Here is a 12,119-nt window from a genome sequence, read left to right on the forward strand (position 1 = left end):
AAATATTTCATAAATAAAATACGTTTTGGGAAACATTGACAAGGGTCAAAATCTCGTCATTCTAGGGCGTTTTACCAATGTGCAGAATGAATAGGTGTGTTAGTATGACAGTGAGGCGAGTTGAGAGTTGTGCTTTGCCTATTGTTCAGGAGAGGTTTTTAAATAATTAAATATGAAAAAAGAATCCGTTCCCTATATTAGCGTTTTTCTTATCTGTATGGTTTTGTGGTTGATGTTGACGGCAACATTTGCAACTGATGAGTTGGTTAGTGGTTTCGTAATTGCAGTTGTTGTCAGTGTGATTACCGCACCAAGAATGCAGATACTTAATGGTTTAAGATTGCATTTGGGGGTTTTCCCTGGTGTAGTTGCTTATTTGTTTTATTTCTTGTATGCGCTGTTAAAAGCCAATTTGGATTTGGCAAAGAGAGTGCTTTCAAGGAATATGCATATCCACCCGCAAATGGTGGAAATCAAAACGAGCATGCAGTCTGACTTAGGAAAACTGTTTTTGGCGAACAGCATCACTTTGACTCCCGGGACACTGACCGTTGATGTTAGTGATGATAAGTTATTGGTTCACTGGATTGATTGTCCCGAAGGCGTGGATATGGAAAAAATTACCGGTGAAATCATTGGTCAGTTTGAAAAATATCTCAAGAGGTTTGTGAAATGATGGTGCTACAGATAATTGCTTTCACTTTGATAGCCATGGCGGCATCATTCGTTTTACTTAGACTGGTCTTTGGCCCAACAACAGAAGATCGAATCGTAAGTGCTGATGCTTTGGCTCTGATTGCGACAGTAGTTTTGCTTTGCTTGTCGATGTTTTTCGAAAGTTCTCTCTATTTGGACATCGCTTTAGTGTATTCGGTTTTGTCTTTTGTGGGAATCGTTGCTTTGGCTAAGGTTCTTGAGTCAAAAGAAAGCTCCGCTGAAAAAGAGGATAAAAAGTCATGATGAATTTGATTGGTAATGTCTTCTTGTTGATAGGAGCGATTTTTATTTTGTTAGGTGCAGTCGGATTGCTGAGAATGCCGGATGTTTATAACCGAATTCAGGTTGGGACCAAAGCTGTGACTCTGGGAACAATCGGTGTGGTGGTTGGAATTATTTTCATTCATCCTCAATGGTGGAGTAAATTGCTGGTAATCCTTGGATTTGTCTTGTTAACCAGTCCTGTGAGTTCATCGGCAATCAGCAGAGCTTTTTATCGAAGTGGGACTAAAGTTTGGCATAAGAAAAGATTGGCGAAAACGAAGCCGGAACAAAAAGGGAGGTCAAAAGAATGATTTGGGTTGTGGCGTTGATTGTATTTATCATGCTTGTGGCTGCGGTCATGGTATTGTTTGTTCCGAATATGATAGCAGCGGTTGTAGCGACTTCGGTAGTATCTTTGGCTTTGACTGCAATCTTTGCGATTGTAAAAGCTCCGGATGTGGCAATGACGGAAGCAGCCATTGGGGCAGGACTTGGAAGTTTGATTTTGGCATTAGGTTTAAAACGATTGGGCTTCAACCAAACCGATGACTCTCATGGAGAAGAAAATGACTAAATACACATCATTACTTTTTATTGCCGGTTTGAGTTTTCTGCTATTTGTTATTGTTGGCTATTTGCCAATCGCTGAAAATCCAATGATTGCCGGAAAAGCGATTTTGGGTTCTGCACAACAAGAAGTGGGTTCTGCCAATATTGTGACATCGGTTGTTTTAGCCTATCGGGGTTTGGATACTTTAGGTGAGTTGTCGATATTGTTTGCTGCTGCTTCAGTTGTTGGGTTGTTGTTAGGGAAAAGTTATTCAGCTGATTCTGTTAGGACACAAAAGTCTGGGCAAGCAAAAGAGTACAAGCAGTTTGTTGTTCTTCAATCATTGGATTTGATTTTTCCGATGTTGTTAGTGGTTGGAATGTACATTATTATCCATGGACATTTGACTCCCGGTGGTGGCTTTCAGGGAGGAGTTTTGTTGGCCGTTGCATTCTCTATGAGGTCGATTGTAAAACCAAGTGGAGAAAAAACAGACCATTATCCAATCACACTCATCGAAGGATTTGCGGGGTTCAGTTTTATTTTAATTGGAGTTTTGGCTTTGATTACTGATGGAAATTTTTTGCAACCGCTTCTTGGCAAAGGCGAGTTTGGTAGTCTTTGGTCAGCTGGAACTCTTCCGTTACTTTATTTGGCAGTCGGTTTAAAAGTGGGTGCTGAACTTGCAGGTTTGCTCTTTGAGCTCAATGGCGAGGAGGAAAGAGCATGATGTCGATTGAAGTTACAATTGAAAACATATTGTATTTTGGAGCCATTTCTCTGAGTCTGATTGGTTTGTTTGGTATGATGATGTTGCAAAATGTCTTTCGTATTTTGCTGTCTTTGGTTCTTCTGGAAGCAGGAGCTAATTTATTGTTGGTGTTATCAGGAGTTCGCATCGGCGGTGTGGCACCGATTGTTACGGATGGAATGTCAGCCGGTGTTGTTATGAATGACCCTGTTCCTCAGGCGTTGGTTTTAACAGCAATTGTTATCGGAGTGGGCGTTCAGGCTTTGGCTCTGGCTTTGATTTTCAGAGTGAAAAGAAATTATGGAACACTGGATTTGCGAAAAATTCGTGAAAAACTTGAAAAAGACATTGCTGTTTCCAACGAGGTTTCAGCTCCCGGCAGTTATCAAGCTCCTGAGAAACTAACCGAAAGCACAGGAGTAGGGCAATGAATAAAATGATTTTACTTATTGCTTTGCCATTGTTGGCAGCGTTCTTAATTCCTGTGGTTGCAAGATTTTCAACAACGGTTTCTCGTTTGCTAGGTCCTGCGGTTTTAGCATTTGTATTGGTCTTTGTTGCCTTGCAATGGAGTGTGGTAGGCAGAGACAGTTTCGCAATCTTTATAGGAGGCTTTTTACCTCCGGTTGGAATCGTTTTCTATGTTGATCATTTCAGCCTGATGTTTTCGGCGATAATTGCTGCCATGTTGTTAGTAGTTTGGCCTTGGGGGCAATATACGCCAGTTAGACAACAATCACTTTATATGCTTTTGGCAGCGTCTTCATTTGGTTTGGTTCTGAGTTCTGATTTGTTCAATTTATATGTGTTCTATGAGCTACTTGCAGTTGCGACGTATGGCTTGGTTGCCAATCAATCTCACAAAGCAGCACCGGCAGCGGCATTGAGATATCTTTTTGTTAGTTGTGCCGGTTCGGTGATGTTATTGATTGGAATTGCAATAATTTATACGATAACAGGCACTTTGAATATTGCTCATTTGGCAACTATGATTGGGAAACTTCATGGTTTAGCCGGTTTATCAGCATTTATCCTGATTGCAGTTGGTGCGGGTGTAAAAGCAGAGATGTTTCCAGTGAATTCATGGGTCCCTGAAGTGTATGGAACGTCATCCAAATCATTGTCAGCATTGCTTGCAGGATTGATTTCCAAATTAGCTGTCGTTTTGATTCTACGGGTCTCGCTCATGTTATTCCAAGTCGACGTAGCGTTGGATTTGTTATTGATTGTTGGCATTTTGGGTGTGCTCAGTGGTGAAATGGTTGCCTGGCGAGCGAAAGATGTGACACGTATGTTGTCGTTTTCGTCAATTGCTCAACTTGGTTTGATTTTTGTAGCGCTTTCATTATCCGGAACAATTGGTCTTTGGTTGGCAGTTGGTTTGATGCTGCATCATTTGTTGGTGAAAGGAGGTTTATTTTTACTTGCAGATTCGATGCACGGCTCATTTAGTACACTTAAAGGCTTGGCTCGAAAATCTCCGATACTGGGAGCTGTGTTTTTGATATTTATTTTTTCGCTACTCGGAATTCCGCCATTTCCGGGATTTTGGATTAAGTTAATGTTGGTTATCAATCTGGCTCAACAGGGTGATGTTTTATACCAACTTGCCATCGGCGTTGTGTTGTTTGCTACCGTTATAGAGGCATCCTATTTGTTTAAACTGGTGCGGATTATATATCAGAAGGGTGATGAGAATATCATCGAACCTCATCAAACATCAACTTCTGGTATGAATTTGCTGTATGCCAAATTTTTTGCTTTGATAGTTGTCGTATCAATGCCCTTTGTTTCACCTATATCGGATCGGTTGAAAGATATGTCCAGACAGTCGGTTAATGTAGAAAATTATATCGAAACTATTATGGATCAACCAAAATCAGGAGGTCAGTCATGAGTCTTCTTGATAAATTGTTGATTGTTTCCGGTTTGGCTTTTATCGCTATTACAGCATTACGAAATTATCGTATCAACGACAAGTTATCGCCGCTGTGGTATTTGTCATTGACTCTCATACTGATATTGATGTCAGGAGTTGCTTATGAGAATACAACTATTGTTTCTGGGTTTCAGTACCAAATATTAGGATTTAAATTAAGCTGGCAATTTGATTCGCTTTCATGGTTTTTTGCAATTATTACGATTGTTGCTGCTTTGGCGTCATCAATTTTTATGTCCGGTGATTGGGCAAGATATTATCGTGAAAAAGGCGGGAATTATGGAATGTTGCAAGTTGCTTTAATCGCCAATGTTTTGAGCATGTTCCTGTTGCTTGCCAGCAGTGATTTACTCACTCTTTTCATCGGTTGGGAGTTTGTCAGTTGGGCGAGTTTCTTCATGATGATTTTGCGTCCAACAAGCGAAGCCAAAAAAGCGGCTGTTAAATATGCGATTTATGCAATGACCGGAGCTATGGCCTTGTTGGCAGCGATGGTGGTGATTTATACCGCAGGCGGATCGTTTGAGTTTAAAGCGGTTTATATTGCTTTTCAAGGCGTAAGCTTTTTAGGACAAGTGATTTTGGTTGTACTATTGTTTGTAGGCTTTGCAATTAAAATGGGTTTGTTGCCATTTCATCTTTGGCAAGCGATTGCTTACGCCGAAACCCCAGGGCCAGGAGCGGCATTTTTAGGAGCGATTTCTTCACGTATGGGGTTATTTGCGATTGTTCTGGTTATTATTAAACTCGTTGGCTTGTCTAATCTGGCAGAAATGAAATTTGGTGCAGATTCTATCAATATGCAAAATATCATTGCCTGGATTGCTGCACTCACAACAATTATTCCGACTTACATTGCATTACAGCAACATGATGCGAAAAGGTTGCTGGCATGGCATGGTGTTGGACAAGGTGGATATATGTTGTTGGGTATCATGATGTTTGACAGCATTGGAAGTGCTGGTGGTCTGATGCATGTTCTCAATCACGCTTCTTATCAAGCAGCATTGTTCTTAACTGTTGTGGCTGTGGTTTATCGAACCGGAACTTCTGATTTGAACAGATTGGGTGGTTTGGTGACTCAAATGCCATTGAGTTTTCTGGTAATGTTGATTGGTATTATTGGACTGGCTGGTTTACCACCAATGAATGGTTTTGTTTCCAAGTGGATGGTTTATCGTTCACTTTTAGTCAATGGTCAGCCATTGTTATTTGTGGCAGCTGTTTTAGGAACTTTAGGAACTATTCTTTCAGTCTATAAGCTCATCCATAATACATTTTTGGGACAATTACGAATGGAACATCGAGAAGTTCGGGAAGCTCCCTGGAGCATGATGGCTCCAATGTTGGGTCTTTCGGTGATTGTTTTCATTACCGGGTTTATGCCGGGCTTGATAATGCCTTGGATTGCTTCGGTACAAGAATCTATTGGATTGCCGGCTGTTGAATATACACTTGGTGGAATCGTTTTTGCTAAAGGTGGTTTAGACATGATTTGGGTGAGCGGAATTCTGTTTTACGGTTTTGCTGTTGGAGCTGTCATTTTCTATCTTCTTGGAGGGAAGTCCAAGCGAGTTCATCAATTTGACAATTATGCTGGAGGACATTTCCTGAGTTCAGATGTGCGTTATCACTATTCGAATAATTTTTACCCGGGTTTGATGCACTTAATTGGTACATGGTATCGGGGAAGTTTTAAATGGTTCGAAGGTGTTTTAGTCTCAATTGTCAGCTTTATCTCCGCTTTATTTGAGAATATGTACCGAAGTCGTCAACCGGTGATTTTGTTGGTTGCAGTTGTATTGGCAGGGTTGTATGTGGTGTATAAAAACTATGCAGGAGTTGTATCATGAATTATTCTGAACTCTTGGCGGAATTATTGTTAATGCCTTTGGTTGCATTTGTTGTTGGTTTGCTGATGGTTTTAATGATGAGAAAAATTTCAGCTCGCTTGCAACGTCGGATTGGTCCTCCATTCTTTCAACCGATTTATGACATTATCAAACTGTATGGAAAAGATACACAAATTTCGCACGGTTTGATTCACGATATTGGCATCGTCATGGCTGTTGGTGGTTATATTGGTGCTGAGTTGCTGTTACCGGTTCCGGGTATGGATGGAATCGCTGATAAAGGTGGAATTATTACTTTGTCTTACTTCTTGATGATTCCATCACTTGGAATGGCATTGGGCGTAGGACAATGTGCTAATCCCAATGGCTCGATTGGTATTTCGCGTGCGTTAACAGCGATGCTGGCGTATGACATTCCATTTATTTTAATCGTTTTCGGAGCTGCATGGCACTATGAGAGTACTAGTTTGGTTGGTATGCTTGAATATCAACAAACCCATCAATGGGGAATTGTAGAAATGCCTCTGCTGGCAATTGCCGGATTGTTTGCTTTGCAAGGAATGCTCGGCAAACAGCCATTTGAAATTTACATTGCACCAGCCGAAATAGCCACCGGACCAATGGTTGAAATGAGTGGAAAATATATGGGTGGTTTGTTTGTTATGCAATCATTCCAACTTTATACAGCCGGCGTTTTATATGCATCGCTGTTTCTTGGCGGTGGCACCACATGGCTGGAACTTTTACCAAAAGCCTTTTTTGTTGTTGCCATACCGATGAGCATTGCTTTTATGTTTCCAAGATATAAAACAGAGGATGTTGTGCGACTCATGTGGAAATGGCCTGTAATGCTGGCATTGATTAGTCTGGCTTTCATATTGTAGAAAAAAGATGAAAAAAGAATTGAAAATAAAGGAAAAAGCAACAGAGAGAACCAATCCTCTGGCTCGGGTTTTTGACGATTTTATTAGTTTTTGTCAGTCAAAATCACTCTTTATGTTGCATTACTGCACCGGCTGTGGAGCAATTGAATTACCTCCGGCGATGACTTCTCGTTTTGACATGGAAAGATTGGGAATTCAGCCAATGGTCACCCCAAGACAAGCGGACATTCTGTTGATTACCGGTTATGTTTCTGTCAAAACCTTGAAACGAGTGATTCTCACTTATGAGCAAATGCAGTCGCCAAAATATGTGATAGGAATTTGTTCATGTACCGTCAATGGCGGAATGTACTGGCAAAGTTATGCTACTGCCAAAAAACTCAATGAGTATTTGCCGGTTGATGTTTATATCGCCGGATGTATGCCACGCCCGGAAGCGGTGATTGAAGGATTGAAACGCCTGAAAAACAATATCAAGAATGATCGCAAAGAGCAAAAAGGTAGTGCATGGAAAGACTACTTCCGCCGATATGATTATTATTTAGGAAACCAACAGCACTTGTTTGGTGATGACTGGCAAACACCGACGGATATTATTGCTGAGGCAAAACTATACGGACTAGAAACGAAAGAAACCTATGGCAAACATACCGATCAGTTGCTGAAAATTCAGAAACCACTCTTGCCCCAAGAAATGAAAATTAGGATGAAGCCATGAACAAGCATAAATCCATTGATGAAATTTTGAAAAAGGTAAACGATGTCAAAATTCTGCATAAAAGAGAACGCAGAATTCGTGTGGATGTGACTGCCGATTCGTTAACAACGGTATTGGAGTTGCTAAAAGGTCAGGCATCTTTTGTGCACTTATCTGCTATCAGCTGTGTGGACTGGATTGATGATGGTGAGTTTGAACTGGTTTATCATGTTTGGTCTTATGAAGAAAACTGCTTAGTTTCTGTGCATACCCGCATCGACAGGGAAAAAGCCAAGTTTGTTTCGGTTTATGACCTTTATAAGCCCGCTGATTTTTTTGAAAGGGATATTTATGAAATGTATGGCGTGTTTTTCATCGGTAGTCCCAGAATGGAAAAGTTTATTCTCACCGAATGGCATGGGGTTCCTCCAATGCTGAAAGATTTTGATTCCGAAAGTTATGTGCAAAACACCTTCAACTGGACGGAATATAACCCTGACTGGTTGCAAGAGTTGGAACAGCAAGGCGGAGGAATTGCGATTAAGCCGGAAGAAATTCGTTTATCCGGAGAATTACATAATATGTCCACACATCGCGAAAGAGACAAGAAAAAACAGCAAGACAATGTCAAGGGGTGGAAATCATGAGACCGGAAAATTATCAGGCTGTTCAGTTGGGTGACAGTAACGAATATGAAATTTTCATTGGGCCGAATCATCCCGGAATAGAAGGAAACTACGCATTCAGATTATTGCTTGATGGCGATACTATTGTAAAAGGTACCGCCGATGCCGGTTATCTTCATCGAGGTTTTGAAAAACTCATGGAAGGTCGATTATGGATTCAAAATCTGGCATTGGTTCCGAGGATTTGTGTTCCCGATCCGGCTCCGATGGAAGTGGTTTATTCCATGGCAGTTGAAGAAATTATGGGTATAGAAGCTCCCAGAAGAGCGCAATGGATTCGGGTGATGCAATTGGAATTATCTCGCGTTGCGGCTCATTTATTCACATTTGGTGGTCATGCGGCGACGACCGGAATGTACACACCGATGTTCTGGGGTGTGGCGGATCGTGATTTGGTTTTGGATTTGTTTGAAGAATTTACCGGTGGTCGAGTTTATAGCATTTACAACATTCCCGGTGGAGTGCGTCGTGAGTTGCCTGATGGATTTTTACAAAAACTAAGTAACTTGCTGGATTACCTCGAGTCTCGTCAGAACGATTATGATAACTTGTTGTTTACCAATCAGGTTTTTGTCAAAAGAGCCAAAAATACAGGAATATTGAGCAAAAAAGAGGCTTTGGAACTCGGTGTAACGGGACCAAATTTGAGAGCCTGTGGTTTGGAGTTCGATATTCGTAAAGATGACCCGTACCTGGTTTATGACGAGCTTGATTTTGAAATACCAACACAACAACATGGAGATGCATACTCACGAATTTTGGTGAGACGGGATGAACTGTTTCAAAGTATCAAAATTCTTCGTCAGGTGATTGAAAAACTGCCGAGTATTGATGGCCCTATCCGAACCGCAATTCCAAATCCATTATCCTGGAATGTTAAATCGGGAGAGGCTTATGCAAGAGTGGAATCATCCAAAGGAGAATTGGCATATTATGTTGTTTCCAACGGAAAAGATAAGCCATATCGGGTTCATGTTCGAGGGCCATCATCTATGCATGCGGTTCAAACACTGGAACATTTGGCAAAAGGAGCTCGGTTGGAAGACGTTGCACAAATCATGTTTTCTCTGGATGCATGTCCACCGGAGGTTGACAGATAATGAAAAAAATAGAATACAAAGACAAAGGCAGCATATTAAATCCTTTAAAAAATTTACAGTTTTTTGCCCGTAAGCCAATTACTGAAAAACTACAACCCCGACCGGCAAGTGCCAGTTATCGAGGTTTTCATATCAATGATATGGACAAATGCATTGGATGCAGCTCTTGTCAAAAAATTTGTGACAATGCCGCTATCACAATGGTTGAAGTTCCATCCATCAAAGAAGACGCCAGCAAAGGTATTCGTAATTTACGTCCGGCAATTGATTATGGTCGTTGTTGCTGGTGTGCTTTGTGTGTTGATATTTGTCCGACCAGTGCCATAGAGCTATCCCGAGAGTATGTTCATACCTGTGACGGAGATGAGACAGATAGCTATTTTGTGTTTCCACAGGAAAGCGGTATTCATGGGCTAAATTTTGAAAAAGGCTGGACCAAAACCAAAGACAGCGATTTGCTCGACAGAGAACGTCGTCCGATGCAGGAGATGAAGCCCGAAGACCGAATTGATAGTTTTGATGAAATTGTTGATGGCTTCACCATGGGAATGGCGGTTGAAGAAGCATCAAGATGTGTGGATTGTGGTTTATGTGAAGATGCTTGCCCGGCACACATGCATGCTCCGAATTATATTCGTTCGATTTATGAAGGAAATCTGGAGCAAGCGGTTGAATGGATGTATGAAACTAACCCTTTTTCACATGTTTGCGGAAGAGTTTGTACACATATTTGTGAATCCGCCTGTTCATTAGGCCGGGTTGGAGAAGATGGAGTGAAAACCTCACAACCCATAGCAATTCGTTGGTTAAAACGCTTTGCAATGGATCATGTTCCCAAAACCAAAATCAAGCAAATTGCCAAAAAAGGTAAAGCTACGAAAAAATCAGGTAAACGAGTTGCGATTATCGGTGCAGGACCTTCGGGTTTAACAACCGCTTTTGATTTGGCAAAAAAGGGTCATAAAGTTACTGTGTACGAAGCTCAACCGAAAGGTGGCGGAATGGTTCGATATGGCATACCCAATTACAGGCTTCCTGAAGACCGCCTGGATCAGGATATTGAAGTGATTCAATCGGTTGGCGTTGATATTCAGTACAATGTTCAAATCGGCAAAGATATCACTATGCAACTACTACAAAAAGAAAATGATGCTGTGGTTTTGGCAATTGGCTTGCAAAATGGTCGCTCCACACGAATTCCCGGAAGTGACAATAAAAATGTCAAAAAGGCTGTTGACTTGTTAAGAATGATTCCAAAAGGTGAAGAATTTGAAATTCCTCAATCAGCAGTTGTGATTGGTGGTGGTAATGTGGCGATGGATATTGCGCGTTCTCTGGCTCGTTTACAAAAGCAAAAATTCGGCAAAGTCGGAATTACTGTTTCAGCTTTGGAAACCTTGGGTAAAAACTTTTTGGCAGACGATGAGGAAGTCAAAGAGTCCAAAGAAGAAGACATAACCATTTTGGATGCCAGAGGACCTGTGCAATGTGTTGTTGATAAAAATGGTAAACTCACAGGTTTAGAAACAGTCAAAGTGGTTTCTATTTTCGATGAGAAAGGTCGTTTTGCTCCTAAATACGATGATTCTGACAAACAATTTCATGAAGCAGAAATGGTTGTGGAAGCCATAGGTCAAATGGCTGACATTTCGGTACTTGGCGAAGAGTTGACTGAAGAACTGGAATGGAATCGGGGACGGATTCAGGTTGATGAAAATGGTTCAACATCTGTAGATTGGTTATGGTCAGCAGGCGACATGGTCAACGGTCCGGATGTGATTCATGCAGTTGCTGATGGTCACAGAGTGGCAACAGATATTGATAAGTATTTACGGAAAGAGAAAAAATCATGAGTGAAAAACATAAAGAAGGTCACAGTAAATCCTATAAAAAACTGCAAGGGATGAAAACTCTGGAAGAAATTCTGGATGTTGCAATTTCATTCGAAAAAACGGCTAGAGATTTTTATTCTGCCCTAGTTCCAAAAGTCAGTAAAAATCTTCGCTATTTGGTTGAAGAGTTGGCAGAAGAGGAACAGGAACATTTTGATTTATTCAGTAGCCTGAAAGATAGTCCGAATGTTAAAAAACAACTCAAAAAAAGAATCAAAACACCAACCGAGGATCACAAATTCTCAGACTTTGTGCAATTGCTGGATTTGGGTGACAAACCTGATGATCAAAGCATCTTGCAATACGCATTAGCTCGTGAAGATGCCGCGATGAAACAATATCAGGAACTTGCAGATAACGCCCCCGAAGGTGAACTCAAAGACACTTTTCAGTTTTTAGCCTTTGAAGAAGCCGAACATAAATTAGAGCTGGAAAAGAAATACTACGAAATTATTCATAGTGGCGGTCCGGGTAACTGATTTAGAGCTGTAAAGGCGTTCGGGTAGCAATATTTCCCTAATTGAAGTATTATTTTAGTGAAACATTAGCCTTTCGGCTTGATGTTTCATGATTTTTTCTATTTGATAGAAGAATAAATGAAAAAATCCATAAAAATAATACGAGGGGCAAATGATGAAAATTTCAAGAATACTCAGTTCAATCATTTTGTTTGGTTGTCTTGTTAGTGCGAATGCAAATGATTGGAAACAGCTCGACATACAAGGTTATTTAGATAAGCAATTATCCTGTCAGCTCAAAGTTCAAGAGCTGCAATGATCTCACACA

At 40.9% G+C, this 12,119-nt stretch carries 14 protein-coding genes; all 14 read left to right on the forward strand.

Annotated elements, in window-relative coordinates; translation table 11 throughout:
• Positions 1-172: 172 nt before the first annotated feature.
• The 14 genes from R3F25_07290 to R3F25_07355 are packed head-to-tail and all read left to right on the forward strand — an operon-like array spanning position 173 to position 11,812.
• Positions 173-676 carry a Na+/H+ antiporter subunit E gene (locus tag R3F25_07290; GenBank protein ID MEZ5496618.1) on the forward strand — a complete coding sequence of 168 codons (504 nt, stop codon included), beginning with the start codon at positions 173-175 and terminating at the stop codon, positions 674-676.
• Positions 673-960 carry a monovalent cation/H+ antiporter complex subunit F gene (locus R3F25_07295; GenBank protein ID MEZ5496619.1) on the forward strand — a complete coding sequence of 96 codons (288 nt, stop codon included), beginning with the start codon at positions 673-675 and terminating at the stop codon, positions 958-960. The genes R3F25_07290 and R3F25_07295 overlap by 4 nt, the downstream gene beginning before the upstream one ends.
• Positions 957-1,292 carry a monovalent cation/H(+) antiporter subunit G gene (mnhG, locus tag R3F25_07300; protein MEZ5496620.1) on the forward strand — a complete coding sequence of 112 codons (336 nt, stop codon included), beginning with the start codon at positions 957-959 and terminating at the stop codon, positions 1,290-1,292. The genes R3F25_07295 and mnhG overlap by 4 nt, the downstream gene beginning before the upstream one ends.
• Positions 1,289-1,555, forward strand: coding sequence for a hydrogenase subunit MbhD domain-containing protein (locus tag R3F25_07305; protein ID MEZ5496621.1), 267 nt, complete (start codon positions 1,289-1,291; stop codon positions 1,553-1,555). The genes mnhG and R3F25_07305 overlap by 4 nt, the downstream gene beginning before the upstream one ends.
• Complete coding sequence (locus tag R3F25_07310) at positions 1,548-2,261, forward strand: MnhB domain-containing protein (GenBank protein MEZ5496622.1); 714 nt, start codon at positions 1,548-1,550, stop codon at positions 2,259-2,261. Before R3F25_07305 ends, R3F25_07310 begins: the two co-directional genes overlap by 8 nt.
• The gene (locus R3F25_07315) at positions 2,258-2,713 is read left to right on the forward strand and encodes a sodium:proton antiporter (GenBank protein ID MEZ5496623.1); all 456 of its coding nucleotides are present in this window, start codon (positions 2,258-2,260) and stop codon (positions 2,711-2,713) included. Before R3F25_07310 ends, R3F25_07315 begins: the two co-directional genes overlap by 4 nt.
• A complete protein-coding gene (locus R3F25_07320; GenBank protein MEZ5496624.1) occupies positions 2,710-4,179 on the forward strand; it encodes a proton-conducting transporter membrane subunit in 1,470 nt (489 codons plus the stop codon). Before R3F25_07315 ends, R3F25_07320 begins: the two co-directional genes overlap by 4 nt.
• On the forward strand, positions 4,176-6,074 hold the full coding sequence (locus tag R3F25_07325; protein MEZ5496625.1) for a proton-conducting transporter membrane subunit: 1,899 nt from the start codon (positions 4,176-4,178) through the stop codon (positions 6,072-6,074). The genes R3F25_07320 and R3F25_07325 overlap by 4 nt, the downstream gene beginning before the upstream one ends.
• Positions 6,071-6,958, forward strand: a complete 888-nt coding sequence (locus R3F25_07330; protein ID MEZ5496626.1) for an NADH-quinone oxidoreductase subunit H — start codon at positions 6,071-6,073, stop codon at positions 6,956-6,958. Before R3F25_07325 ends, R3F25_07330 begins: the two co-directional genes overlap by 4 nt.
• A gap of 7 nt (positions 6,959-6,965) precedes the next feature.
• The gene (nuoB, locus tag R3F25_07335; protein ID MEZ5496627.1) at positions 6,966-7,676 is read left to right on the forward strand and encodes an NADH-quinone oxidoreductase subunit NuoB; all 711 of its coding nucleotides are present in this window, start codon (positions 6,966-6,968) and stop codon (positions 7,674-7,676) included.
• Positions 7,673-8,302 carry an NADH-quinone oxidoreductase subunit C gene (locus tag R3F25_07340; GenBank protein ID MEZ5496628.1) on the forward strand — a complete coding sequence of 210 codons (630 nt, stop codon included), beginning with the start codon at positions 7,673-7,675 and terminating at the stop codon, positions 8,300-8,302. Before nuoB ends, R3F25_07340 begins: the two co-directional genes overlap by 4 nt.
• On the forward strand, positions 8,299-9,441 hold the full coding sequence (locus R3F25_07345; GenBank protein MEZ5496629.1) for an NADH-quinone oxidoreductase subunit D: 1,143 nt from the start codon (positions 8,299-8,301) through the stop codon (positions 9,439-9,441). The genes R3F25_07340 and R3F25_07345 overlap by 4 nt, the downstream gene beginning before the upstream one ends.
• Positions 9,441-11,294, forward strand: coding sequence for an FAD-dependent oxidoreductase (locus tag R3F25_07350; protein ID MEZ5496630.1), 1,854 nt, complete (start codon positions 9,441-9,443; stop codon positions 11,292-11,294). The genes R3F25_07345 and R3F25_07350 overlap by 1 nt, the downstream gene beginning before the upstream one ends.
• Positions 11,291-11,812: a ferritin family protein gene (locus R3F25_07355; GenBank protein MEZ5496631.1), complete on the forward strand. Its 522-nt coding sequence runs from the start codon at positions 11,291-11,293 to the stop codon at positions 11,810-11,812. The genes R3F25_07350 and R3F25_07355 overlap by 4 nt, the downstream gene beginning before the upstream one ends.
• The last annotated feature ends 307 nt before the right edge of the window (positions 11,813-12,119 follow it).

Source organism: Gammaproteobacteria bacterium (genome assembly GCA_041395445.1).
In the GTDB taxonomy this organism is placed as follows: Bacteria; Pseudomonadota; Gammaproteobacteria; order Xanthomonadales; family Marinicellaceae; genus NORP309.